The sequence below is a fragment of the Salmonella sp. SAL00670 genome, assembly GCF_046552235.1.
Lineage (GTDB): Bacteria > Pseudomonadota > Gammaproteobacteria > Enterobacterales > Enterobacteriaceae > Salmonella > Salmonella enterica.
The window spans coordinates 1-25,744 of record NZ_JBGDUO010000001.1 but is presented as its reverse complement, the minus strand read 5'-3'; the positions used below and the strand labels follow the sequence as shown (position 1 = coordinate 25,744).

The 25,744-nt window shown below is 55.8% G+C and carries 25 protein-coding genes; 11 read left to right on the top strand and 14 right to left on the bottom strand.

The genetic code is table 11. The features are described from left to right. Window positions 1-11 precede the first annotated feature (11 nt). The gene (locus tag ACLJRS_RS00125) at window positions 12-488 is read left to right on the top strand and encodes a kinase inhibitor (RefSeq protein WP_000767403.1); all 477 of its coding nucleotides are present in this window, start codon (window positions 12-14) and stop codon (window positions 486-488) included. Window positions 489-572: 84 nt separating this feature from the next. Here the strand turns inward: ACLJRS_RS00125 and hutH are convergent, their stop codons facing one another. The 5 genes from hutH to hutI form a co-directional block, all read right to left on the bottom strand. Next, a complete protein-coding gene (gene hutH / locus ACLJRS_RS00120; RefSeq protein WP_001095242.1) occupies window positions 573-2,093 on the bottom strand; it encodes a histidine ammonia-lyase in 1,521 nt (506 codons plus the stop codon). Between the two features lies 1 nt (window position 2,094). Then, window positions 2,095-3,780 (bottom strand): urocanate hydratase, encoded by a 1,686-nt coding sequence (gene hutU / locus ACLJRS_RS00115; protein WP_001115210.1) that lies wholly within the window; start codon window positions 3,778-3,780, stop codon window positions 2,095-2,097. A 196-nt stretch (window positions 3,781-3,976) separates the two neighbouring features. Further along, window positions 3,977-4,702 carry a histidine utilization repressor gene (locus ACLJRS_RS00110; RefSeq protein ID WP_000287405.1) on the bottom strand — a complete coding sequence of 242 codons (726 nt, stop codon included), beginning with the start codon at window positions 4,700-4,702 and terminating at the stop codon, window positions 3,977-3,979. 44 nt (window positions 4,703-4,746) lie between these two features. Further along, complete coding sequence (hutG, locus tag ACLJRS_RS00105) at window positions 4,747-5,688, bottom strand: formimidoylglutamase (protein WP_410957731.1); 942 nt, start codon at window positions 5,686-5,688, stop codon at window positions 4,747-4,749. After that, window positions 5,685-6,908 carry an imidazolonepropionase gene (gene hutI, locus ACLJRS_RS00100; protein WP_001249506.1) on the bottom strand — a complete coding sequence of 408 codons (1,224 nt, stop codon included), beginning with the start codon at window positions 6,906-6,908 and terminating at the stop codon, window positions 5,685-5,687. Before hutI ends, hutG begins: the two co-directional genes overlap by 4 nt. A gap of 237 nt (window positions 6,909-7,145) precedes the next feature. Between hutI and ACLJRS_RS00095 the strand changes: the two genes are divergently transcribed. Further along, window positions 7,146-8,429: a putative acyl-CoA thioester hydrolase gene (locus tag ACLJRS_RS00095; RefSeq protein ID WP_001094776.1), complete on the top strand. Its 1,284-nt coding sequence runs from the start codon at window positions 7,146-7,148 to the stop codon at window positions 8,427-8,429. Between the two features lie 143 nt (window positions 8,430-8,572). On the opposite strand, the gene pgl is transcribed toward ACLJRS_RS00095, so the two are convergent. Next, on the bottom strand, window positions 8,573-9,568 hold the full coding sequence (gene pgl, locus ACLJRS_RS00090; protein WP_000815468.1) for a 6-phosphogluconolactonase: 996 nt from the start codon (window positions 9,566-9,568) through the stop codon (window positions 8,573-8,575). Window positions 9,569-9,731: 163 nt separating this feature from the next. Here pgl and ACLJRS_RS00085 point away from each other — a divergent pair, with 163 nt between their 5' ends. Then, window positions 9,732-10,550 (top strand): pyridoxal phosphatase, encoded by an 819-nt coding sequence (locus tag ACLJRS_RS00085; protein ID WP_001670695.1) that lies wholly within the window; start codon window positions 9,732-9,734, stop codon window positions 10,548-10,550. Here the strand turns inward: ACLJRS_RS00085 and modC are convergent, their stop codons facing one another. The 4 genes from modC to ACLJRS_RS00065 form a co-directional block, all read right to left on the bottom strand. After that, window positions 10,551-11,609 carry a molybdenum ABC transporter ATP-binding protein ModC gene (gene modC, locus ACLJRS_RS00080; RefSeq protein WP_000891706.1) on the bottom strand — a complete coding sequence of 353 codons (1,059 nt, stop codon included), beginning with the start codon at window positions 11,607-11,609 and terminating at the stop codon, window positions 10,551-10,553. A 2-nt stretch (window positions 11,610-11,611) separates the two neighbouring features. Further along, window positions 11,612-12,301 carry a molybdate ABC transporter permease subunit gene (modB, locus tag ACLJRS_RS00075; RefSeq protein WP_000604026.1) on the bottom strand — a complete coding sequence of 230 codons (690 nt, stop codon included), beginning with the start codon at window positions 12,299-12,301 and terminating at the stop codon, window positions 11,612-11,614. After that, on the bottom strand, window positions 12,301-13,074 hold the full coding sequence (modA, locus tag ACLJRS_RS00070) for a molybdate ABC transporter substrate-binding protein (RefSeq protein ID WP_000951416.1): 774 nt from the start codon (window positions 13,072-13,074) through the stop codon (window positions 12,301-12,303). Before modA ends, modB begins: the two co-directional genes overlap by 1 nt. 166 nt (window positions 13,075-13,240) lie before the next feature. Then, on the bottom strand, window positions 13,241-13,390 hold the full coding sequence (locus tag ACLJRS_RS00065; RefSeq protein WP_000891513.1) for an AcrZ family multidrug efflux pump-associated protein: 150 nt from the start codon (window positions 13,388-13,390) through the stop codon (window positions 13,241-13,243). Between the two features lie 128 nt (window positions 13,391-13,518). Here ACLJRS_RS00065 and modE point away from each other — a divergent pair, with 128 nt between their 5' ends. The 8 genes from modE (at window position 13,519) to gpmA (ending at window position 22,386) form a co-directional block, all read left to right on the top strand. Next, window positions 13,519-14,307, top strand: a complete 789-nt coding sequence (gene modE, locus ACLJRS_RS00060) for a molybdenum-dependent transcriptional regulator (protein WP_001147416.1) — start codon at window positions 13,519-13,521, stop codon at window positions 14,305-14,307. A 67-nt stretch (window positions 14,308-14,374) separates the two neighbouring features. Continuing rightward, on the top strand, window positions 14,375-15,850 hold the full coding sequence (gene modF, locus ACLJRS_RS00055; protein WP_410957730.1) for a molybdate ABC transporter ATP-binding protein ModF: 1,476 nt from the start codon (window positions 14,375-14,377) through the stop codon (window positions 15,848-15,850). Window positions 15,851-16,020: 170 nt separating this feature from the next. Next, window positions 16,021-16,929, top strand: coding sequence for a DUF2167 domain-containing protein (locus ACLJRS_RS00050; protein ID WP_000885513.1), 909 nt, complete (start codon window positions 16,021-16,023; stop codon window positions 16,927-16,929). A 222-nt stretch (window positions 16,930-17,151) separates the two neighbouring features. After that, entirely contained in the window at window positions 17,152-18,168 is a 1,017-nt protein-coding gene (gene galE / locus ACLJRS_RS00045; protein ID WP_001265427.1) for a UDP-glucose 4-epimerase GalE, read from the top strand. Window positions 18,169-18,178: 10 nt separating this feature from the next. Further along, window positions 18,179-19,225: a galactose-1-phosphate uridylyltransferase gene (gene galT, locus ACLJRS_RS00040; protein WP_000187473.1), complete on the top strand. Its 1,047-nt coding sequence runs from the start codon at window positions 18,179-18,181 to the stop codon at window positions 19,223-19,225. Between the two features lie 2 nt (window positions 19,226-19,227). Continuing rightward, window positions 19,228-20,376 (top strand): galactokinase, encoded by a 1,149-nt coding sequence (galK, locus tag ACLJRS_RS00035; RefSeq protein WP_001049367.1) that lies wholly within the window; start codon window positions 19,228-19,230, stop codon window positions 20,374-20,376. Then, on the top strand, window positions 20,370-21,410 hold the full coding sequence (gene galM / locus ACLJRS_RS00030; RefSeq protein ID WP_000931428.1) for a galactose-1-epimerase: 1,041 nt from the start codon (window positions 20,370-20,372) through the stop codon (window positions 21,408-21,410). Before galK ends, galM begins: the two co-directional genes overlap by 7 nt. A 223-nt stretch (window positions 21,411-21,633) precedes the next feature. After that, the gene (gene gpmA, locus ACLJRS_RS00025; protein ID WP_000301554.1) at window positions 21,634-22,386 is read left to right on the top strand and encodes a 2,3-diphosphoglycerate-dependent phosphoglycerate mutase; all 753 of its coding nucleotides are present in this window, start codon (window positions 21,634-21,636) and stop codon (window positions 22,384-22,386) included. A gap of 90 nt (window positions 22,387-22,476) precedes the next feature. Here gpmA and ACLJRS_RS00020 read toward each other — a convergent pair whose 3' ends face one another. From ACLJRS_RS00020 to ACLJRS_RS00005, 4 genes are all read right to left on the bottom strand, one after another. Continuing rightward, window positions 22,477-23,253 (bottom strand): ABC transporter ATP-binding protein, encoded by a 777-nt coding sequence (locus tag ACLJRS_RS00020; RefSeq protein ID WP_001214706.1) that lies wholly within the window; start codon window positions 23,251-23,253, stop codon window positions 22,477-22,479. Then, window positions 23,253-24,332 (bottom strand): FecCD family ABC transporter permease, encoded by a 1,080-nt coding sequence (locus ACLJRS_RS00015; RefSeq protein ID WP_000128337.1) that lies wholly within the window; start codon window positions 24,330-24,332, stop codon window positions 23,253-23,255. The genes ACLJRS_RS00020 and ACLJRS_RS00015 overlap by 1 nt, the downstream gene beginning before the upstream one ends. A gap of 379 nt (window positions 24,333-24,711) precedes the next feature. Then, on the bottom strand, window positions 24,712-25,410 hold the full coding sequence (locus ACLJRS_RS00010) for a triphosphoribosyl-dephospho-CoA synthase (RefSeq protein ID WP_001005993.1): 699 nt from the start codon (window positions 25,408-25,410) through the stop codon (window positions 24,712-24,714). Between the two features lie 118 nt (window positions 25,411-25,528). Beyond that, window positions 25,529-25,744, bottom strand: a 216-nt coding sequence (locus ACLJRS_RS00005; RefSeq protein ID WP_020979010.1) for a sodium ion-translocating decarboxylase subunit beta, incomplete at its 5' end; no start/stop codon positions are given.

Below are 25,744 nucleotides of genomic sequence, written 5' to 3'. Positions count from 1 at the left end.
AAGGAGAGCGCATGAAACTTATCAGCAACGATTTGCGCGATGGAGATAAACTTCCTCATCGCCACGTTTTTAACGGTATGGGCTATGATGGCGATAATATTTCGCCGCATCTGGCCTGGGACGACGTGCCGATGGGCACCAAAAGTTTTGTCGTGACCTGTTACGATCCCGACGCGCCGACCGGCTCCGGCTGGTGGCACTGGGTGGTGGTGAACCTCCCGGCGGATACGCGCGTACTGACCCAGGGGTTCGGCTCAGGCCTGGTGGCCGTACCAGACGGCGTCATTCAGACGCGTACCGATTTCGGTAAAGCGGGCTACGGCGGCGCGGCGCCGCCTAAAGGGGAAACGCACCGCTATATCTTTACGGTTCACGCGCTGGACGTCGAGCGTCTTGACGTTGATGAAGACGCCAGCGGCGCGATGGTCGGCTTTAACGTGCATTTCCATTCGCTCGCCAGCGCCTCGATCACGGCGATGTTCAGTTAAACGCTGTGCCGGATGGCGGCGTAAACGTCTTACCCTGCCAACGGGTTGGGTAAGCCGAATAAGCGCCGCGCCATTCGGCAGCATTCACATAAAGTCCGGCACCAGACGCTGTAACGCGCCTTGCGCCAGCAGCGCCGTCGCACACTCAATATCGGGTGCGAAAAAACGATCCTGCGTATAGTGCGCCACCCGCTCGCGCAGTGTCTGCCGCGCCTGTTCCAGTAACGGGCTGGAGGTTAACCCTTCCCGTAAATCTATCCCCTGACAGGCCGCCAGCCACTCCACGGCAATGATGCCGCGGGTATTCGCCGCCATTTCCCAGAGTCGCCGCCCTGCCGCCGGGGCCATTGAGACATGATCTTCCTGATTCGCCGAGGTCGGCAGGCTATCCACGCTGTGCGGGTGCGCCAGCGCTTTATTCTCGCTGGCGAGCGCCGCGGCGGTGACCTGGGCAATCATAAAACCGGAATTAACGCCGCCATTTTTCACCAGGAACGGCGGTAACTGCGACATATGTTTATCCATCATCAGCGCGATGCGCCGCTCCGATAGCGCGCCGATTTCCGCTATCGCCAGCGCCAGATTATCCGCCGCCATGGCAACCGGTTCAGCATGGAAGTTACCGCCGGAGATCACCTCCCCCGCATCGGCAAAGACCAGCGGATTATCGGATACCGCGTTGGCCTCAGCCAGCAGTACCTCTTTCGTCTGACGTAACTGGGTCAGACAAGCGCCCATTACCTGCGGCTGGCAGCGAAGGGAATACGGGTCCTGAACTTTATGACAGTGGTGATGTGATTCAGCAATGGCGCTGGTATCGGTCAGCAGGTGCCGGAACAACCGCGCGACGTCAATTTGCCCCTGTTGTCCGCGCGCGGCATGAATGCGCGCATCAAAAGGACGGCGCGATCCCAGTACGGCTTCGGTAGTCAGCGCGCCGCAGACAACGGCGGAGGCAAATAACTCCTGTGCCTCAAACAAACCGCGCAGCGCGAAGGCCGTTGATGCCTGGGTGCCATTAAGCAGCGCCAGCCCCTCTTTGGCCGCCAGCGCGACAGGCTCCAGTCCGGCCTTTTTTAGCGCCGTCTGCGCCGGAAGCCATTCGCCCTGCCAGCGCGCTTTTCCTTCGCCAAGCAGCGTCAGCGACAGATGCGCCAGCGGCGCTAAGTCGCCCGACGCGCCAACCGAGCCTTTTGCCGGAATCAGCGGATACACGCCGGCATTCACCAGAGCGATGAGCGCTTCTATCACGCTCAACCGAATTCCGGAAAACCCGCGCGCCAGGCTATTGATTTTCAATACCATGATCAGACGCACCATCGCGTCATCCAGTGGGTCGCCTACGCCCGCGGCGTGAGACAGCACCAACGATCGCTGTAGATTTTGCAAGTCTTCATCAGCGATGCGCGTCTGCGCCAGCAGGCCGAAACCGGTGTTGATGCCGTAGGCGGTACGCCCTTCGGCAACGATATCATTGACGCACGCGACGCTGGCGTTAATGCCGTCAATGGCGCTGGCGTCCAGCCGAAGCTGTACCGGATGACGCCAGACATCGTACAGTTGAGAGAGGCTTAACTGCCCCGGAGTGAGTGTCATGGTGTTCATATCAGCCTTTCCCCTGCGTCGCCGCAACCATCGGTAAATTCAGACCTTGCTCAACAGAGCATTCCACCGCGAGATCATATCCGGCATCGGCATGGCGCATGACGCCCGTCGCCGGATCGTTGTGTAACACGCGGCGAATACGCGCGGCGGCCTCGTCAGTGCCATCACAGACAATCACCATACCGGCGTGTTGCGAAAACCCCATTCCCACCCCGCCGCCATGATGGAGCGATACCCATGTCGCCCCGCTGGCGGTATTCAGCAACGCATTTAACAGCGGCCAGTCGGAAACCGCGTCGGAACCGTCGCGCATCGCTTCGGTTTCACGGTTAGGGCTGGCGACAGAGCCGGAATCCAGGTGATCGCGGCCAATCACAATGGGCGCGGATACCTCGCCGCAACGCACCATTTCGTTGAACGCCAGCCCCAGTTTTTGCCGCCACTCCAGGCCTACCCAGCAGATACGCGCCGGTAACCCCTGAAAATGAATGCGCTCGCGCGCCATATCCAGCCAGTGATGCAGATGTTTATCCTCAGCCACTATCTCTTTGACTTTGGCATCGGTTTTATAGATATCCTGCGGATCGCCGGACAGCGCCACCCAGCGAAACGGCCCGATGCCACGACAGAACAGCGGACGAATATAGGCTGGCACAAATCCCGGAAAATCAAAGGCGTTTTCCACCCCCATCTCTTTCGCCATCTGGCGAATATTGTTGCCATAGTCAAAGGTCGGCACGCCCATTTTACTGAACGCCAGCATCGCCCGAACATGCGCCGCCATGGAACGTTTCGCTGCCTGCATCGTCCCGTGGGGATCGGATTGCGCGTTTTTCTGATACTCCTCCCAGCGCCAGCCGGAGGGTAAATAGCCATGTAGCGGATCGTGGGCGCTGGTCTGATCGGTCACCAGGTCCGGGCGCACGCCGCGATTAACCAGTTCCGGCAGGATATCCGCCGCGTTCGCGCACAGGGCGACGGACACGGCTTTCCCCTCGCGGGTGTAGCGCGTAATGCGGGCCAGCGCGTCATCCAGCGTGGCGGCCTGCTCATCCACGTAGCGAGTACGCAGACGAAAATCGATACGGCTTTGCTGGCATTCAATCGTCAGCGAACACGCTCCAGCCAGCGTCGCGGCTAGCGGTTGCGCGCCGCCCATGCCGCCCAGTCCGGCGGTCAGCACCCAGCGTCCCGCCAGCGTACCGTTATAGTGCTGACGCCCCGCCTCGACAAAGGTTTCGTATGTTCCCTGCACGATTCCCTGACTGCCGATATAGATCCAGCTTCCGGCCGTCATTTGACCGTACATCGCCAGCCCTTTCGCATCCAGTTCGTTAAAGTGTTCCCATGTCGCCCAGTGGGGAACCAGGTTGGAGTTGGCGATTAATACCCGCGGCGCGTTGTCGTGCGTTTTAAATACGCCGACCGGTTTGCCAGACTGAATAAGCAACGTTTCGTCCGCCTCCAGCCGGGTGAGCGCATCAACAATAGCGTCATAGCATTCCCAGTTGCGCGCGGCGCGACCAATCCCGCCGTAGACCACCAGCTCATGCGGATTTTCCGCCACGTCAGGATCGAGATTATTCATTAACATCCGCAGCGGGGCTTCTGTCAGCCAGCTTTTCGCCGTTAATACCGTGCCTCTGGGCGCGCGGATAGTCTGCTGACGATACTTGCTTTCAGGCATAGCAATGACTCCTCATTATTATCGGTCTGCCATCGCCAAATAACGCAAAAACGCTACTATCAGGCACCGCCGCAGACCCACAGATAAGAATCAGACATATACTTGTCTATACAAGTAAGCACAAGAATAGAATTAACAAAAATGATACAATTTTGTTATATTGTGTCAGCAATCACGTTTTCCGGCAGCGGCCCGCTCAGGAGATAAATCGTCCCTGTAGCCGGTAGCGCGACCCGGGGAAAAGTAAGCGGGCGTGAGAAACAATCCGCGACGCGGACCAGGTCGTACGCCGAATGAGCAGACAGGGCTCATGCTCTTTGATAGTTAACCACGCGCACTCTTGCGCCGTGGCGCGCACCGCCTCCACAATATGTTCCCCTTCCGTTAGCGGCGCGATCCGCGACAAATAAGCGTGCGGCGTGGTCTGACGGTAATCCTGCGTCAGGTAATCCACGGCAATATCCGCATTCACGCAGCGATCTTCAATTTGTACCGGCAGATCGTTTTCATAATGCACCATGATGGAATGGAAAATGACATCGCTCTCATTGACGTTGAGAGCGCTGGCCTGGATGGCGTTTGCCCGCACGCGCTCCAGCGTGAGCACCTCACAACGATGCTGATGACGGCGGGCGGCAATCTCCTCGGCGATACTGCGGACTTCAAACAGCGCGGACTGGCCTTTCGGCTCGGCGACAAACGTCCCCACGCCCTGTAAACGCACCAGCCACCCTTCATCCGTCAGCTCACGCAGCGCCCGGTTGATGGTCATTCGGCTAAAGCCATACTGGGCGACCAGTTCAGCTTCCGACGGAATGCGATCGTGCGGCAGCCAGACGCCGTCGGCTATTTTTTTACAGATGTCCTGTTTCACCGTTTCGTAAAAAGGCGCAGGCGCAGAACGGGAGCGGGATGAATACATGCGTGAAGCCTTCCTTATGCGGAGAGTGTTTTCTGGATGACAGATTAACGCCACCAGTGCGCGATTTGCCAGCCAAGCCGCGCCGCCACGCGCGCCGCTGCGCCATCTTCATCAAAGCGTGGATTAAATTCAACCAGATCCGCCGCCTGTAATTTTCCGCTGCGGCAAACCGGCTCAATTAAACGCAGAACCTGTATCAGCGGCACGCCCAGCGCTGCGGGAGCGGAGACGGCCGGCATTTCCCAGACAGGCAATACGTCGAGATCGATAGTTAGATAAATTTTATCCACCTTGTCGATAAACTGCGTCATCTGCGCCAGCGCGTCATGGCAGTCAAGATCCTCCACCACGGTAACATTCCGCCACTGCGCTTCCCGCCACAACGCCTGCGTATTCGCCGAACGGCTCACGCCGAAACAGGCATAATGAAACGCGCGGCTCTGCGCGTCGCATAGCTGCGCCAGTTGACGAAACGGCGTCCCGGATGTTGCCCGGTCGGTCTGACGGAGATCCAGATGCGCATCAAGATTAATGATCCCTACGCTTTCCTGCGCAAACGCGTCCAGCACCCCCGCGCCGTGTCCAAACGCGGTTTCATGCCCGCCGCCCAGCACCAGCGTGCGCATCCCGGCCCGCAGACAGCGGCTTACCGCATTGCGCAAGGCCTGCTGCGCGCCTTCCAGATCGGGCGTCGGCGCAACCCAATTGCCTAAATCCACCAGCCGTTCATGTCCCTGGTGGCTGGCCATATTCGCCAGCGCTTTACGCAACGCGTCCGGGCCGCCTGCCGCGCCGGGACGCCCTGCATTGCGTTTTACCCCCTCGTCGCAGGCAAATCCCATTAACGCTATCTTTTGCTGCCAGTTTTCGGGGGAAAAGGTCTCGCTGCGCGTGACGGTCTGAAACAGACGCCGCGCATCCGGCGCTTCTATACTGTCATCGCGCCCCTGCCAGAGCGCCGGAGAAGCCGGATACCATTGCGTCATGAGATTTTTCCTCTGTATACCCGCTGATATAAAGGGTTACGCCCCGGCTCATACACTATCTCTACCGGCTGTTCAGCATCCCACACCACAAAATCCGCCCGGTAGCCGGCCCTGATCTGCCCATGCGTCGCCTGTCTTCCCAGCGCGCGAGCGGCATGGCGCGTAACGCCCGCCCATGCCTCTTCCGGCGTCAGACCAAACTGTACGCAGGCCATATTCATCGCCAGATGCAAACTGCAAAACGGGCTGGTGCCGGGATTGAAATCGCTGGCGACGGCGACAGGCACCTGATAGCGGCGCAGCAGTTCAACCGGCGGGCGCTGCGTCTCGCGCAGAAAATAAAACGCGCCGGGCAACAACACGCCGACAGTACCGCCGTCACGCATCGCCGCGACGCCCGCTTCATCAAGATATTCGATATGATCCGCCGATAAACCCTGATAACGACTCACCAGCTGCGCGCCGCCCAACAGCGAAAGCTGCTCAACATGGCCTTTAACGGGAATACCTAACGCCTTCGCCGTCTGCAACACGCGCTCACTCTGGGCCACATTAAAGCCGACGCTCTCGCAAAAGAGGTCTACCGCATCAAATAACCCTTTTTGCCAGAGCTGCGGAATCATCGTCTCGCAGACCAGAGTGATGTAGCCGTCCGGGTCGTCACGATACTCCGCTGGCGTAGCATGAGCGGCCAATAGCGTGGGGCTAATGTCGATAGCGTTTTCGGCGGCAAGTTTTGCAGCAACGCGCAACAGCTTTTCTTCTGTCGCCAGCTCCAGGCCATAGCCGGATTTAATCTCCAGCAGCGTAACGCCTTCGCTGGCAAGGCGCATCATGCGTTCGCGCGCCAGCAGGTAGAGCGTCTCCTCCGCACAGGCGCGGGTTGCTGATACCGTCGCGTTAATGCCGCCGCCCTGAGCGCTAATATGCTGGTATGACGCGCCGTTAAGCCGCTGCTCCCACTCTGCGGCGCGGTTACCGGCAAACACCAGATGCGTGTGGCAATCGATAAGTCCCGGGGTTACCAGTCGTCCCTGCATATCATGGATATTGTCCCCACTGACAGGAAGCTGCGTCTCTGGCACGATATCGCAAATATGCCCTTCGCGTACAATCAGCGCCTGGTTATCCACCAGCCCGTACGGGGCTTGCCGCTGCGGGTCCATTGTCGCCAGCCTGATGTTTCGCCAGACAGTATCGCCCCGTAAAAGTTGCCGCATTCCTGTCGCTCTCTTGCCTGTCATGGGTTGTATAGACATTTATTTTCTTTCTGCTCCGGATTGTCAACTCAAAGCGCGAAAGTTGTTGCTTAATTGTGATAAAACTATCTGATGCGACAGGTGTTTCCAGCCTGAAAAGGAACTTTTTACCTTTTCGCCTTCCCGTTTCGTTCAACTTAGTATAAAAAAGCAGGCTTCAATGGATGTCATTTAACTTTTTCAAGCCCGGAGCAACCTGTGAATACATTATCGGTTTCCCGTCTGGCGCTGGCACTGGCTTTTGGCGTGACGCTGAGCGCCTGTAGCTCTACGCCACCCGATCAGATCCCTTCCGATCAAACCGCGCCTGGCACCGCCTCGCGCCCAATTCTGTCGGCAAATGAAGCGAAAAACTTCGTTGCGGCGCGCTATTTTGCCTCCCTGACGCCGAATACCGCCCCGTGGTCGCCGTCGCCGATTACCCTGCCCGCACAGCCTGACTTTGTGGTGGGGCCGGCAGGTACGCCAGGCGTTACGCACACCTCAATTCAGGCCGCGGTCGATGCGGCAATGGTGAAACGTACGAACAAACGCCAGTACATTGCTATTATGCCGGGCGACTATCAGGGGACCGTGTATGTTCCCGCCGCGCCGGGAAGTCTGACCCTGTACGGGACCGGTGAAAAACCGATCGATGTGAAAATTGGGATGGCGATTGATGGTGAAATGAGTGTCGCTGACTGGCGCCGCGCGGTGAATCCCGGCGGGAAATATATGCCTGGTAAACCCGCCTGGTATATGTTCGATAACTGCCAAAGCAAACACGCCGCGACGATCGGTGTGATGTGTTCTGCCGCGTTCTGGTCGCAGAATAACGGTCTGCAGCTACAAAATCTGACCATCGAGAACACGCTGGGCGACAGCGTCGATGCCGGAAACCATCCGGCGGTGGCGCTGCGTACCGATGGCGACAAAGTCCAGATTAACAAGGTCAATATCCTTGGCCGCCAGAACACCTTCTTTGTGACCAACAGCGGCGTGCAGAACCGTCTGCAAACCGATCGCCAGCCACGTACGCTGGTGACGAACAGCTATATTGAAGGCGATGTGGATATGGTTTCCGGACGCGGCGCCGTGGTGTTCGATAACACCAACTTCCAGGTCGTCAACTCCCGCACACAGCAGGAAGCCTACGTCTTCGCCCCGGCGACGCTGTCCAATATTTACTATGGCTTTTTGGCGATCAACAGCCGCTTTAACGCCTCCGGCGATGGCGTTGCGCAGCTTGGCCGCTCGCTGGATGTCGACGCCAACACCAACGGTCAGGTCGTGATCCGCGACAGCGTGATTAACGAGGGCTTCAACGTTGCCAAACCGTGGGCCGACGCGGTCATCTCGAAACGTCCGTTTGCCGGAAATACGGGAACCGTGGATGACAAAGACGAGGTGCAGCGTAATCTGAACGACACGAACTACAACCGCATGTGGGAATACAACAACCGCGGTGTAGGCAGTAAAGTGGTGGCGGAACCTAAGCAGTAATCGCCGTTCCGGTTCAGGCTTATAAACGGGCCGCCGCAGCAGATGTGGCGGCCCGTGGTTTTACTGCAAGCGATGTTTATTGAAATTAATCAGGCATCCCGCCTTGATGAGCTCCAGCCCGCCGCCCTCCGGCACACAGCGCTTTAGTACGCGTTCACTACAACCCACATTGGCCCCTGGCCGACGGCATAACGGCCTTTTTCCGTCAGCAACCCCTGAGTGCCCGTAATTTCATAGACCGCGATATGATGTGATTTTTGACCCGCTGCAATCAGGTATTTTCCGCTATTGTCGATATTAAAGCCGCGCGGTTGGGCTTCCGTCGGCTGGAAGCCTTCAACGCTCAGTACGCTGCCATCTTCGGAGACACTAAAGACGGTAATCAGACTGGCGGTGCGGTCACAGGCATACAGATGCCGTCCATCCGGCGTAATATGAATATCCGCCGCCCAGCGGGTATCGGAAAAATCGGCGGGCATCATATCCAGCGTTTGCACGCACTCTATCTCGCCATGCGGATTTTTAAGCTGCCAGACATCCACCGAACTGTTCAGTTCATTGACGCAATACGCATATTGTCGATTCGGGTGGAAGACCATATGACGCGGGCCTGCCCCTTCAACCGTATTTACTTCCGCCGGCTCCTGGGCCACCAGATGGCCGTCATCGCTTAGCGTAAACAGACAAATGCGATCCTGTTTTAGCGCAGGCACCCACAGGGTACGGTTATCAGGCGTAATATTTGCCGAGTGGCAGCCGTCCAGCCCCTCCACCACATCCACCAACTCAACCGGCAGGCCATCCTGTAAGCGCGTCACGCTGACATTACCGGCGTTATACGATCCGACAAAGACAAAACGACCATGATGATCGGTAGAAATATGGGTCGGGCTACCCGGCAGGGCGGATTCGGCGGCAAACGTCAGCGCGCCATCATCCGGCGCAATACGATACGCCAGGACACGAAACTCCGGGCGCACGCCGACATAGAGGTAGCGTTTATCCGGACTGACCACCATCGGCTGAACCTGACCGGGCACATCCACGACCTGCACCAGCGTCAGCGTCCCTTCGTGGTTCAGGCTCCAGACGTGAATTTGCTGACTCTCAGGGCTGGCGGTATAGACTGTTTGTTTCATGAATACTCCTTTGCATATGGCATGTAGCTGCAATAACAGGACACAGCTTAACGTAGTCGCTTTTGACGGCGAATGCTGAATTCAGACGCAGAATTTTGTCTGCTTACCGTCCCGGTGTACCATGCCGACAGACGGAATTATTACTCTTAATCTGGAAAAAATTATGACTGCACGCGTGATTGCCCTCGATTTAGACGGAACATTATTAACCCCGCATAAAACCTTACTCCCCTCCTCGCTTGAAGCGCTATCACGCGCCAAAGAGGCGGGCTTTCAACTTATCATTGTCACGGGTCGCCATCACGTTGCTATTCATCCTTTTTATCAGGCGCTGGCGCTGGAAACACCTGCTATTTGCTGCAACGGCACCTATTTGTATGATTATCAAGCTAAAACTGTCCTGGATGCCGATCCTATGCCCGTGGATAAGGCGTTGCAGTTGATTGATTTACTGGATGAGCATCAGATTCACGGCCTGATGTATGTTGATGACGCTATGCTTTACGAACACCCAACCGGTCACGTCGTGCGTACCTCCCGGTGGGCGCAGACCTTGCCTCCGGAGCAACGTCCGACCTTTGCACAGGTCTCTTCGTTGGCGCAGGCGGCGCGCGACGTGAATGCCGTGTGGAAGTTTGCGCTTACCGATGAAGATATTCCCAGGCTACAGCGGTTCGGTCAGCATATTGAACAGGCGCTTGGCCTGGAGTGCGAATGGTCATGGCACGATCAGGTGGATATCGCGCGCAAAGGCAACAGTAAAGGCAAGCGCCTTACCCAGTGGATAGAAGCGCAGGGAGGGTCAATGAAAAATGTGATCGCTTTCGGCGATAACTACAACGACATCAGTATGCTGGAGGCGGCAGGCACCGGCGTTGCGATGGGCAACGCCGATGAGGCGGTGAAAGCGCGCGCTGACGTCGTGATCGGCGATAACACTACCGATAGCATCGCCAAATTTATTTACACCCACCTGCTATAGTCAGGCGGTGATAGAAACGCTTTTCACCTGCGCGTAAAGCCACAGGCCAGGCTTGATATTCAGCTCATCCCTGGCCCACGGGCTTATTCGCGCCCACAGCGTTCTGCCGCCTATCTCAAGCTGGACTTCCACCTGTCCGTTATCGTCATAACAATTCGCCACTTTTGCCCGCAATACGTTGCGGATACTGGTCTGCTGCGGCGGCTGTAGTACCAGCGAGACATCCGACGCCTGTATACGAATACGCAGTGTGGATTGCAGCGGCTGATTGAGTTTATTTACCCACAGGTGCTGGTCGCCAAGCGCCAGAGCGGTCATGGCATAATGCGGGTGATGCTCCAGCACGCTGACTTTCAGAATACTGCTCTGTTGCTCTTTCGGCAGCCACGGGTGCATAACGCTGCTTCCCCAGACCTCCTCCAGCGGGCCAAACGCTTTAACCTGTCCATCCTCCAGCACCATGACTTTATCCGCCAGGTGGAGAATTTCATCGAGAGAATGGCTGACATACAGCATGGGAATATTGATTTCTCGCGCCAGCCGTTGCAGGTACGGCAGTAATTCGCGTTTACGCGGGATATCCAGCGAGGCCAACGGTTCGTCCAACAGCAGCAACTCCGGGGCGGTGAGCAATGCCCGGCCTATCGCTACGCGCTGTTTTTCTCCGCCGGACAGGCTCCCCGGCAGGCGATCAAGCAACGCTTCAATTCCCAGCAGCGACACCAGCTTATCAAACTGACCGGTCATGTTTTTCGCCATGCCGTAGCGCAAATTGCCGCGTACTTTGTAATGAGGGAACAGGCGCGCATCCTGGAAAACATAACCGATGCGGCGCTTTTCCGGCGTTAAACAGATACCGTTTTCCGCGTCATGCAACACCCGGCCATTCAGCGCGATGCGTCCTTTTTGCGGGCGAGTCAAACCGCTGATGGCATTAATCAGCGAGGTTTTTCCCGCGCCGGAGACGCCAAAGATAGCCGTGATCCCACTGGCTGGCAGCGTTTCGTTGAGGGTTAAACAGTGCGTTCCCAGCGTCTGGGAAAAATTAAGCTCCAGCATGGTTAGCGCCCCGTCCGTTCACGGCTAATCCGCGCCAGCCATTCAGAAATCAACAGCGAAATCAGCGCTAATACAATCGAAATCACGCACAGCCTCGCCGCCGCGCTCTCCCCGCCCGGCGTCTGGATCAAGGTATACATGGCGGAAGGTATGGTGCGGGTTTCGCCCGGAATATTAGAAACAAAGGTAATGGTCGCGCCAAATTCGCCAAGCGAACGGGCAAACGCCAGCACCGTACCGACAATAATGCCCGGCAGGGTAAGCGGTAAGGTGATAGTCAGAAAAACGCGCCAGCGCCCGGCGCCCAGCGTTCTGGCGGCCTGTTCAAGCTTGATATCCACCCCCTCCAGCGCCAGCCGAATGGCCCGCACCATCAGCGGGAAGGACATCACCGCCGCCGCCAGCACGGCGCCGCGCCAGCTAAAGGCAAACGTGAGACCGAACCAGTCATACAGCCACTGGCCAATAAACCCGCGTCGCCCCATCGACACCAGCAGCAGATAGCCGACCACCACCGGCGGCAGCACCAGCGGCAGATGCAGGACACTATCAAGTAAGGCTTTGCCCGGAAACCGGCATCGCACCAGTAACCAGGCAAAAAAGATCCCAAACGGCAGGCTAAACAGCACGGCCAGGGAAGACACTTTCAGGCTAAGAAGGACAGCCTGCCATTCTGGATCGGTCAGTATCATTACTTCGTCGTAAATCCATAACGTTTAAAGATTGCCGAGGCCTGCGGTCCTTTCAGGTAATCATAGAACGCGCTGACGGTCGCATTTTTATGCCCCTCCACGATAGCGATGGGGTATTCCACTTTTTTATGTGAATCTTCCGGGAACGTCGCCACCACGTTGACCCCCTTGCTGGCAACCGCATCAGAACCGTATACAATGCCCAAAGGCGCTTCGTTACGTTCGACCAGCGCCAACGCGCCGCGCACATCCTCGCCCGGCGCCAGTTTCGGTTCAAGCGTTTGCCATGCGCCCAGCTTTTGCAGCGCTTCTTTGGCATAAATTCCCGCCGGTACGTGTTGCGGATCGCCCACTGCCAGACGCCCGCCGTTCAACAGACGAATCCAGTCCGTTTTGTTGTCGATGGTAAACGGTTTCTGCTCGCTGGCTTTCGGCGCCACCACCACCAGGCTATTGCCAAGCAATGTTTCGCGCGTCGTGGTATCCACCGCTTTTTTATCGGCGGCGTAATCCATCCATTTCTGGTCAGCAGAGATGAACAGATCCGCCGGCGCGCCCGCTTCTATCTGGCGCGCCAGCGTTGAAGAGGAAGCGAATGAGGAGACCACATCCACATTTTTCTCTTTTTTATATTCTGCCGCAATGTCTTGCATCGCGTTCGTTAGCGACGCGGCGGCAAATACGGTGATCTTGCCTTCATCCGCCAGCGCATGACCGGCGATGACGAAAGATAATGTTGCCCCTGCGACCAGGCGTAACCAGGAATGCGCCATCTGTAACTCCTTGTGCGTTTCGTTATGTAAACGACAATATAACGATAATCTCAGGGGTTTCCCAGCGGTTATTCATACCCATTAACGATTAAACACAGAAAATATCGGCAGGAAAAGCAGGATCTTGAGTAACAAAAACGCCCGACTGAGCGGGCGTTTGGGGAAATCAGCGGTTCTGTCTGGACTGGTCTTTCTGACCGATACCGGAAAAAATGTTGAACACCTCACCCAGACCGTAAATCAGACCGAGGATGATGGCCATCACTACCGGTACCATGATGACGGCGAATACCAGACTTTTTAATAACTCTAACATGGGCAACTCCAGATATAGTCCTTTTTGTATTTTAACCGCATCACACAGAAAAGCACTCCCCTTTTGTGCGGTCGGCTTTGCGCTGACGCGCTTTTCAGTCACAATAGTCTTTTTACCAGGAGCTGGTTATGCAGGCCGAAATCCTTCTTACCCTGAAACTTCAGCAAAAGCTTTTTGCCGATCCCCGACGTATCTCTCTGCTGAAACACATTGCTCTTTCCGGCTCGATTAGTCAGGGCGCGAAAGACGCGGGAATCAGCTATAAGAGCGCCTGGGATGCGATAAACGACATGAACCAGCTTAGCGAACATATGCTGGTTGAACGCGCAACGGGCGGCAAAGGCGGCGGCGGCGCGGTATTAACCCGCTATGGCCAGCGTCTGATCCAGCTTTACGATTTGCTGGGTCAAATTCAGCAAAAAGCGTTCGATGTGTTAAGCGACGATGACGCCCTGCCGCTTGACAGTCTGCTGGCCGCTATCTCCCGCTTTTCACTGCAAACCAGCGCCCGAAATCAGTGGTTCGGCACCATTACCGCCCGCGATCGCGATCAGGTGCAACAGCATGTCGACGTGCTGCTGGCCGACGGCAAAACGCGGCTCAAAGTCGCGCTGACGGCGCAAAGCGGCGAGCGTCTCGGCCTGGAGGAAGGTAAAGAAGTGCTGATCCTGCTAAAAGCGCCATGGGTTGGCATTACCCGGGATGCAGCCGTTGCGCGCGCCGCTGACAATCAGTTGTCGGGAACGATCAGCCATATCGAGCGCGGCGCGGAACAGTGTGAAGTGTTGATGGCGCTGCCGGACGGCCAGACGCTGTGCGCCACGATACCGACTGCGGATGCCGCCACGTTAAAGGAAGGCGATGACGTGATTGCCTGGTTTAATGCGGACAGAGTGATTATTGCAACGTTGTGCTAAGCACATTGACATCCGTTGCCGAAAGACGTATCCCTGTCATTCATCGCTGCAAAAAATGGGATGCAAAATGTCATCGTTGCAAATTTCGCAAGGCACGTTTCGTCTGAGCGATACAAAAACACTTCATCTGGATTCGCTGACGCTCAATGCGGGCGATAGCTGGGCATTCGTTGGGGCTAACGGGAGCGGAAAGTCGGCGCTCGCCCGCGCGCTGGCGGGTGAACTGCCATTATTAACAGGCGAGCGCCAGTGTCGGTTTACCCGCATTACTCGTCTGTCCTTTGAACAATTGCAAAAGCTGGTCAGCGATGAATGGCAACGTAATAACACCGATATGCTCAGTCCTGGCGAAGACGATACCGGGCGCACTACCGCGGAAATTATTCAGGATGATGTTCACCATCCTGCCCGCTGTGCGATACTGGCGCAGCAGTTCGGCATTTCCGCTTTACTCGACAGGCGTTTTAAATACCTTTCTACCGGCGAGACGCGAAAAGCGCTGCTGTGTCAGGCGCTGATGTCTGAGCCGGAGTTATTGATCCTTGATGAACCGTTCGACGGGCTTGACGTGACCGCCCGTCAACAACTGGCGCAACGCCTGACGGCGTTGAACCAGGCGGGTATGACCCTGGCGCTGGTACTCAACCGTTTTGATGAAATCCCGGACTTCGTGCAGTTTGCCGGCGTGCTTGCCGACTGTACGCTGGCGGAGACCGGAACGACGACAGAGTTACTGCAACGGGCGTTGGTCGCTCAACTCGCGCACAGCGAGCGTCTGACCGACGTACAATTACCCGAACCGGACGAACCTTCCGCCCGCCATGCGTTACCCGATGGCGAACCACGGATCGTACTTAACGATGGCATAGTCTCGTATAACGATCGCCCTATCCTCCACCACCTAAGCTGGCGAGTCAATCCGGGCGAACACTGGCAGATCGTCGGTCCTAACGGAGCGGGTAAGTCTACGTTGCTTAGCCTTATTACTGGCGATCATCCGCAAGGCTACAGCAACGATCTTACGCTGTTCGGGCGGCGGCGAGGAAGCGGCGAAACAATCTGGGATATCAAAAAACATATCGGCTACGTCAGCAGCAGTTTACATCTGGATTACCGCGTCAGTACCACGGTGCGCAATGTCATTCTCTCCGGCTATTTCGATTCTATCGGCATTTACCAGGCCGTTTCAGACAGGCAACGAAAACTGGCGCAACAGTGGCTGGATATTCTGGGAATCGATAAGCGTACGGCGGATACCCCCTTCCACAGTCTCTCCTGGGGACAGCAGCGGCTGGCGCTGATCGTGCGCGCGCTGGTTAAGCATCCGACAGTGTTGATTCTGGATGAGCCGCTGCAAGGGTTGGACCCGCTGAACCGCCAACTGGTACGCCGTTTTGTAGATGTATTAATTCGCCAGGGAGAGACCCAACTGCTGTTCGTTTCCCATCATGCAGAGGATGCGCCTGCCTGTATTACCCACCGGCTGGAATTTGTACCAGAGGGCGAACGTTATAAGTACGTTTCCGGACGATGCAATAATTAAATGTATTATCAGAATGGCGCCGCGCGCCATTCTGGAACCACTCTCCTTTTATTAAGAATAATAATAACGGTCGATAAGCTTACTATCTCTTGAATCGCTGACCGCCTCATTGTCATAATAATCCTGAAATTTTCGATAATGATGTCGTATGTGAATATAAGGGATTCATTATGGCTTTTCGTTTTCCACAAATAATACTATTTTTACTGGCAGCTATTTTATTTTGCCCCAGCAGTTATGCTGAGCAAAAGCCGACCGCTGCGCAGGAAGCGCGTAAAACCGCTGTTGAGGTCGCTGTTGAAGGCATGAGTCGCGCCGCCGTTGCGGGTCCGACAAAGATTAGTTTAGGTGATAAAGCCACGCTTAATCTGCCGGAAGGATTTACCTGGATACCCGCAAAAGAAGCGGCGGTATTTATGCGTGAAATTGGTAACTATGTTGACGATGAATATTTTTACGGTCTCGTATTTAAAAAGGAAATGAATGGATTTATTTCTATCGAATATGATGATTCTGGTTATGTAAAAGATGATGATGCAAAAAATTGGGATGCCGATGAATTAATGGATAACCTGCGCAAAGGCACAAAAGAAGCGAATAAAGATCGTATTGCAAAAGGCATTGAGCCGATAGAAATTATTGGCTGGATCGAGAAGCCTACCTACGATGCAACCAATCATCGTCTGATCTGGTCCGCCGCCATCCAGGATATCGGCACCAACGAACCACTGAATGAACAAGGCGTGAACTACAACACCTATCTGCTGGGACGTGAAGGCTATTTTTCTTTAAATCTGGTGACCGACAGAGGTTCTGTTGACCACGAAATCCCTCTGGCGAAAAGAATTCTCAGTTCCGTCAAGTTCAACGCTGGACAACGCTACGCTGACTTCAACGAATCAACGGACAAAATAGCGGAGTATGGGCTCGCCGCGCTGATTGGCGGTATCGCGGCCAAGAAAGTAGGACTGCTTGCTATGCTCGGTATCGCGTTGCTTAAATTCTGGAAAGTGACCGCCATCGGCGTCGTCGCTGTCGGGGCGCTCGCCAGGAAGCTACTCTCGCGTAAAAAAGACTGACAGCTCCTGCCCCGTCCGTTTTATTCCCAGGCGCGTAACGCGCCTTTTTTTCGGATAAAAAGCAGAAGCATTCTCAAGCCAGATGATTTGTAATCATTTAATTGATATAAATGCGTAAAATCACCAGCGTGTAAACGATTCCACTAATTTATTACATGTCACACTTTTCGCATCTTTGTTATGCTATGGTTATTCCATACCATAGGCTTAACGGAGCGAATTATGAGAGTATTGGTTACAGGTGGTAGCGGTTACATTGGAAGTCATACCTGCGTACAATTGCTGCAAAATGGTCATGACATCGTCATCCTCGATAACCTCTGCAACAGCAAGCGCAGCGTGCTGCCCGTTATTGAACGTCTGGGCGGTAAGCACCCGACCTTTGTCGAAGGCGATATTCGCAACGAAGCGCTTATAACCGAAATTCTGCACGATCACGCGATTGATACCGTGATTCACTTTGCCGGCCTGAAAGCCGTCGGCGAATCGGTCGCCAGGCCGCTGGAGTACTATGACAACAACGTCAACGGTACGCTACGGTTGGTCAGCGCCATGCGTGCGGCCAACGTTAAAAACCTTATTTTTAGCTCCTCTGCCACCGTTTATGGCGATCAGCCCAAAATTCCTTACGTCGAAAGTTTTCCTACCGGCACGCCGCAAAGCCCCTACGGCAAAAGTAAATTGATGGTAGAACAGATCCTCACCGATCTGCAAAAAGCCCAGCCGGAGTGGAGTATTGCGCTGCTGCGTTATTTCAACCCGGTCGGCGCGCACCCGTCGGGCGACATGGGAGAAGATCCGCAAGGTATTCCGAATAACCTGATGCCCTATATCGCCCAGGTCGCCGTGGGTCGTCGCGAATCGCTCGCCGTTTTCGGCAACGATTACCCGACCGAGGATGGCACCGGCGTACGCGATTACATTCACGTTATGGACTTAGCCGACGGGCACGTCGTGGCGATGGAAAAACTGGCGGACAAATCCGGCGTACATATTTATAACCTCGGCGCGGGTGTCGGCAGTAGCGTCCTGGATGTGGTCAACGCCTTTAGTAAAGCCTGCGGTAAACCCATTAATTACCACTTCGCGCCGCGTCGCGACGGCGATCTCCCGGCGTATTGGGCGGATGCCAGCAAAGCCGATCGCGAGCTGAACTGGCGCGTCACCCGCACGCTTGACGAAATGGCGCAGGACACCTGGCACTGGCAGTCACGCCATCCGCAGGGATACCCAGATTAAGGACGTTGTTATGACCCCATTTAATCCCATCGATCATCCGCATCGCCGTTATAACCCGCTTACCGGCCAGTGGGTTCTGGTTTCGCCGCATCGCGCAAAACGCCCCTGGCAGGGGGCGCAGGAAACGCCGTCTCAGCAAATGCTGCCGGCCCACGATCCGGACTGCTTCCTGTGTGCGGGCAATACGCGTGTCACCGGCGATAAAAATCCCGATTACAAAGGGACTTACGTCTTTACTAACGATTTCGCGGCGCTGATGGCCGATACGCCGGATGCGCCGGACAGCCACGATCCGCTGATGCGCTGTCAGAGCGCGCGCGGCACCAGCCGCGTGATCTGCTTTTCTCCCGATCACAGTAAAACGCTGCCGGAGTTGAGCCTGCCCGCGCTGACGGAAATCGTCAGAACCTGGCAGACGCAGACCGCCGAGTTAGGCAAAACCTATCCGTGGGTGCAGGTCTTTGAAAATAAAGGCGCGGCGATGGGCTGTTCGAACCCGCATCCGCATGGACAGGTCTGGGCCAACAGCTTCCTGCCGAATGAGGCCGAACGCGAAGATCGTTTACAAAAAGCCTATTTCGCCGAACAGCGTTCGCCAATGCTGGTGGATTATGTCCAGCGAGAACTGGCGGACGGCAGCCGCACCGTGGTCGAAACCGAACACTGGCTGGCGGTGGTGCCTTACTGGGCGGCGTGGCCGTTCGAAACGCTACTGTTACCCAAAACGCATGTCCTGCGCATTACCGATTTAAGCGACGAGCAGCGCGACTCTCTGGCGCTGGCGTTGAAAAAGCTGACCAGTCGTTATGACAACCTGTTTCAGTGTTCCTTCCCCTACTCAATGGGCTGGCACGGCGCGCCGTTTAACGGTGAAGAAAACGCACACTGGCAGTTGCACGCACACTTTTACCCGCCGCTGCTGCGCTCTGCGACCGTCCGTAAATTTATGGTCGGCTATGAAATGCTGGCGGAAACCCAGCGTGATTTAACCGCAGAACAAGCGGCTGAACGCCTGCGCGCGGTCAGCGACATCCATTTTCGCGAATCCGGAGTATAAAAATGAATCTGAAAGAGAAAACGCGCGCGCTGTTTGCTGAAATTTTCGGCTACCCTGCTACCCACACGATTCAGGCGCCAGGCCGCGTCAATCTGATCGGCGAGCACACTGATTACAATGATGGTTTTGTTCTGCCCTGCGCTATCGATTACCAGACCGTAATTAGCTGTGCGCCGCGCGACGATCGTACCGTACGGGTGATTGCCGCCGATTACGACAATCAGGTGGACGAATTTTCACTGGATGCGCCGATCGTGACCCACGATAGCCAGCAGTGGTCTAACTATGTGCGCGGCGTAGTGAAACACCTGCAACAGCGTAACAACGCGTTTGGCGGCGTGGATATGGTCATCAGCGGCAATGTGCCGCAGGGCGCCGGGTTAAGCTCCTCCGCCTCGCTGGAAGTGGCGGTGGGCACAGTCTTCCAGCAGCTTTATCACCTGCCGCTGGACGGCGCGCAAATTGCGCTCAACGGACAAGAGGCCGAGAACCAGTTTGTCGGCTGTAACTGCGGCATTATGGATCAGCTCATCTCTGCGCTCGGCAAAAAAGATCATGCGTTGCTGATTGATTGCCGTACGCTCGGCGCCAAAGCGGTTTCCATGCCGAAAGGTGTCGCCGTGGTGATCATCAACAGTAACTTTAAGCGCACGCTGGTAGGCAGCGAGTATAATACCCGTCGTGAACAGTGCGAAACCGGCGCCCGTTTCTTCCAGCAGCCGGCCCTGCGCGATGTCAGCCTTGAGGCGTTCAATGCCGTCGCCAGCGAACTGGACCCGGTAGTCGCAAAACGCGTTCGCCATGTATTGAGCGAAAATGCGCGCACCGTTGAAGCGGCAAGCGCGCTGGAGAAAGGTGATTTGCAACGTATGGGCCAACTGATGGCGGAGTCCCATGCCTCAATGCGCGATGATTTCGAAATTACCGTCCCGCAGATAGACACGCTGGTAGACATTGTCAAAGCGACCATCGGCGATCGAGGCGGCGTGCGCATGACCGGCGGCGGCTTTGGCGGCTGTGTTGTCGCACTGATCCCGGAAGATCTGGTTCCCGCTGTTCGGCAGGCCGTTGCGCAACAGTACGAAGCGAAAACCGGAATCAAAGAAACCTTTTATGTATGCAAACCGTCACAAGGAGCAGGACAGTGCTAAATGAAACGCCCGCACTGGCCCCCGATGGTCAACCGTACCGCCTGCTAACCCTGCGCAACAGCGCAGGGATGGTGGTAACGCTGATGGACTGGGGAGCCACTCTTCTTTCCGCCCGTATTCCGCTGTCTGACGGCAGCGTTCGGGAAGCATTGCTGGGCTGCGCCAGCCCGGAACACTACCCTGAACAGACGTCGTTCCTCGGCGCCTCTATTGGCCGTTACGCGAACCGTATCGCCAATAGCCGCTATACGTTTGCCGGCGAAACCGTACAGTTAAGCCCAAGCCAGGGCGAGAACCAGCTACACGGCGGACCGGAAGGCTTTGACAAGCGCCGCTGGCAAATTGTGAACCAGAACGATCGCCAGGTATTATTCGCGCTCACCTCTGATGACGGCGACCAGGGCTTTCCTGGCCATCTTTGCGCCACGGCGCAATATCGTCTGACCGATGACAATAGAATCTCCATCACCTACCGGGCAACGGTCGATAAGCCCTGTCCGGTGAATTTGACCAACCACGTCTATTTTAATCTGGACGGCGATCGGACCGACGTGCGCCAGCATAAGCTGCAAATTCTGGCGGATGAGTATCTGCCGGTAGATGAATCCGGTATTCCACGCCAGGGGCTAAAATCGGTAGCCAATACCTCGTTTGACTTCCGGATGCCAAAAGTCATTGCCAGTGAATTTCTCGCCGATGACGATCAGCGCAAGGTTAAAGGCTACGATCATGCTTTCCTGCTACAGACGCAGGGTGATGGCAAAAAGCCGGCGGCCCGTCTGTGGTCACAGGATGGAAAGCTACAAATGATGGTTTACACCACCGCCCCGGCGTTACAGTTTTATTCCGGCAATTATCTGGCGGGTACACCTTCCCGCGGACCGGAACCTTATGCCGACTGGCAAGGGCTGGCGCTGGAAAGCGAACTGCTGCCGGACAGCCCGAATCATCCTGAATGGCCGCAGCCTGACTGTATCCTTCGCCCTGGCGAGGAGTACGCCAGCCTGACCGAGTATCAGTTTATTCCGTTCTAACGATATGCCGCTACATGCCCGATGACGCAAGCTTATCGGGCCTACGCGCCATTGCCCTGCTCAAACCTCCACCACTTAAAGACAAAATCGCAACTCTGAGTTCACAAGAACCTTACACTGCGCCACTATTTTCGCTATGGTTATGCGTAAGCATTGCCGCCAACACCTCGCGGCAATATAATGAGAATTATTATCATTACATATGATTTATAGGAGTGAGAGTATGGCTGTAACTAAGCTGGTTCTGGTACGTCACGGTGAAAGTCAATGGAACAAAGAGAACCGTTTCACCGGCTGGTATGATGTTGACCTGTCTGAAAAAGGCGTAAGCGAAGCAAAAGCAGCGGGTAAACTGCTAAAAGAAGAAGGTTTCAGCTTTGATTTTGCCTACACTTCCGTACTGAAACGCGCTATCCATACGCTGTGGAACGTACTGGATGAACTGGATCAGGCGTGGCTACCGGTGGAAAAATCCTGGAAACTCAATGAACGTCACTATGGCGCGTTGCAGGGGCTGAATAAAGCGGAAACGGCAGAAAAATATGGTGACGAGCAGGTTAAGCAGTGGCGCCGCGGTTTTGCCGTGACGCCGCCGGAACTGACCAAAGATGATGAGCGTTATCCGGGTCACGATCCACGTTATGCCAAACTGAGCGAGAAAGAGCTGCCGTTGACCGAAAGTCTGGCGCTGACCATCGACCGCGTTATTCCTTACTGGAACGACACCATCCTGCCGCGTATGAAGAGCGGTGAGCGCGTGATCATCGCCGCTCACGGTAACTCATTGCGTGCGCTGGTGAAATACCTGGATAACATGAGTGAAGATGAGATTCTTGAGTTAAACATCCCGACCGGCGTGCCGCTGGTGTATGAGTTCGACGAAAACTTCAAGCCGATCAAACATTACTATCTGGGCAACGCTGACGAGATCGCTGCGAAAGCGGCTGCCGTGGCGAATCAGGGTAAAGCGAAGTAATCACCTTTGCCGGATGGCGGTATAACTGCCTTATCCGGCCTACGAGCAATGGGTAGGCCGGATAAGCGCAGCGCCATCAGGCAATATGTCTTAAACAGCGATCACGCCGTCCAGCACCACCTGCAATTTCCCCTGCGAACAGCGCTCCACGCGTCCTCGTACCCGGTACACTTCAGCCAGACGCTCCGCAGTAATCATCGTCTCCGGCGCGCCGCTGGCGACCAGCCTGCCGTCTTTTAGCATCAGGACATGGTCACCATGACGCAGTGCAATATTAATGTCATGCGCCACGACTATCGTCACCCTATTTTGCGCCAGGGTATCCCGACGCACGAGATCCATTACGTGAAACTGATAGTTTAAATCCAGCGCGCTGAGCGGCTCATCCAGCAACAGAAGTTCAGGGCGACGAATCAGTGATTGCGCCAGACCCACTAACTGCCGCTGACCGCCGGAAAGCTGGTCGAGATACTGCAACGCCAGATGCGTTATGCCCAATTGCTCAAGGATAGCCAGTATCTGCGCTCTGCCCTGCGCATTGTCTCTGCCGCCTGATGCCCGCAGTACCACGATAATCGACTCCAGTACATGCAGATGTACGCCCTGCGGTAATGACTGCGGCAAAAACACAACTTTCTGCGCCCGCTCGGCAAACGATAACGACATGAGATCTTCGCCATCAAGCAGCGCCTCGCCGTCGGCGTTATTCAGCCCGGCCAGCGAACGTAGTAACGTCGATTTACCACAGCCGTTCGGCCCCAGCAAAATGGTAATTTTCCCGCGCGGCAGTAAGGGAACGTTGAGATCTGCAATAACCGGCTGAGTGGAATAGCCGGCGCTAAATGAGCGGAGCATTAACCCGCGCATCAGAGACTCCCCCGATGTCGCAATACAATGCTTAAAAAGAACGGAACCCCGACCAGCGAGGTGACAATCCCCACCGGCACCATGACGCCCGGAATACTATTTTTCGCCGCAATAGAGGCCAGCGATAACACCAGCCCGCCTATCAGCACGCTGCCCGGAAGGTAGAAACGGTGATCTTCCCCCAACAGTATTCGTGCAATGTGCGGTGCAACGAGACCAATAAAACCAATCGGCCCGACGAAAGCTACCGCCAGCGCTGATAACAAGCTGATACGCAACAATGACAGCAGGCGTAAACGGCGGACATGAATCCCAAAGCTCATCGCCCTCTCTTCGCCCAGACGTAATGCCGTGAGTTGCCAGGCGCTTCGTAACGCGCAAAAAAGCACAGCAATAAACACCACGGCCAGTACGCCCAATTTTTCCCACGACGCGCGGACCAGGCTCCCCATCGTCCAGAATACCAGCCCCTGCAGCGTATCTTCATCAGCCACAAACTGCATAATGGCGACCAACGCGTTAAAGGTGAATACCAGCGCAATACCGAACAACACCACTCCGGATGCGGCGACGCCTGTCCAACGGGTAATACCGTCCAGGAGTAACGCGGATAAAAGCGCAAAGATGAACGCATTGGCCGGGATAAACCAGGCGGCAGGAATACCGGGAATACCGATCCCCAGCACAATCGCCAGCGCAGCGCCAAAAGCCGCCGCGGACGATACGCCGAGGGTAAACGGCGTCGCCAGCGGATTATTTAAAATGGTTTGCATTTCGGCGCCCGCTAACCCTAACGCCATGCCAACCAGTAGGGCCATCAGGGCATAGGGTAAGCGGATATCCCAGACAATAACGTGTATGCCCGCATTCACCTTTTCCGGCTGAAAAAACGCCTGCCACAGCGCACTGAGCGGTAAACCAGAAGACCCACAGGTTACATCCACCATCAGTGAAGCCATCATCGCCAGCGCAATAGCTAACATGAGCACGGCCCGTTTGCGTATGAGCTGGCGATAGCGCGGAATGACGGGCGTGGAAGCGAAACCGGGGGCTAAAAGTGATTTGTCCTGACAGGTCATGGTTCGGGCTACGTTATTAATCAGAGGAGAATTATAGCGCCGAATTATTTCGTTATATATTTATTTATATTTCGATTAATGACACGGTGGCCTATCTCACCGGTTTCCAATAAATATCCTCCGGCATAGCCCTGTCTCTTGATCAGATCTCCTGATCAAGAGACAGGGCCTGGCTGGGGGTTTTCCATAGACAAAAAAAGCGTGGAGCCATCCACGCTTGAGGCTGCTGACAACGTGTAACCAGGTGGCAATGTTCCAACCACGGACCTACAAAAAGTACGTAATCTGTTGATATTCTCATTTCGTAAGTCAGGCAAAGCGCTAGCTGCCTCTCGCAGAAATGCCAACACAATAGATAATTGTCAGCAGTCCTCATTTTTCAGTCAGCAAATATCGGCCCGGCAGGGAATTTCGCCAGAAACCCGGTGACGGCCAGCAGCGACCACAACCCGGGCCACTCAATCTGGCGCTCCCGCAGTTCATCATCCAGCGTCATAAGCGCAAACTCACCTTTATCGCCCAGCACGCCGCCCTGCCAGAGCAGCCGCTGCGCCTGCTGCCGCGCCCAGGGAGAATCGCTCTTCCAGGCCAGCAGGTGCAGCAGAGCCTGCTGCAGGCAGACACCGTGAGAATGTTGATCCCGCAACAGCCGCCGGTAAACCGGCAGCGATATGCTGCGCACGGTATAAAAACCGCTGCGGGTTTCGCTGTCAACATCTGCCATGCCAGCACAGAACTGACTGGCCAGGTCACATAAACGATTGTGCGTCAGCGGCTGGCGCAGGGCATCCAGACGACCTGCTGCGGCACACAGCAGCCCGCTCCTTTGCCGTTCTTGTGGCAGCGAATCAGGCAAAACCGCTACCGTTTCAGCCGCCCCGGCCTGCGCATGCTGTACGCCCGCGTCATAACAACGGACAAAGAAATCATGGCTGCCACGGACGATTGACGGGTGCGCCAGCAGATTCAGCGCCGGGTGCAGTTGTTCAAGCTCGTCCAGTGACGCCAGCGTATAATTGACAACCACATCTTTTGTCGACGCCCGGCCTTCCGGACGAAATGCTATGGTTTCATTCATCAAAGTCTCCTTATGGGACATTCCCGGAGGCGATGCTGCGCATCTGTCCGGGCTACAGATCCATGCAATCCGGTAGCCCGGACAGGCGCAACGCGCCGCCTCCGGGAAAGGAACAGATTTACATCGCCAGCACGTACTTCAGCATCACGCCCGCCGCAATGGCCGAACCAATCACCCCCGCCACGTTCGGGCCCATCGCGTGCATCAGCAGGAAGTTCTGCGGGTCCGACTCCAGCCCCACCTTGTTCGATACGCGGGCCGCCATCGGCACTGCCGACACGCCGGCGGAGCCAATCAGCGGGTTGATTTTGTTCTTACTGCACAGGTTCAGCAG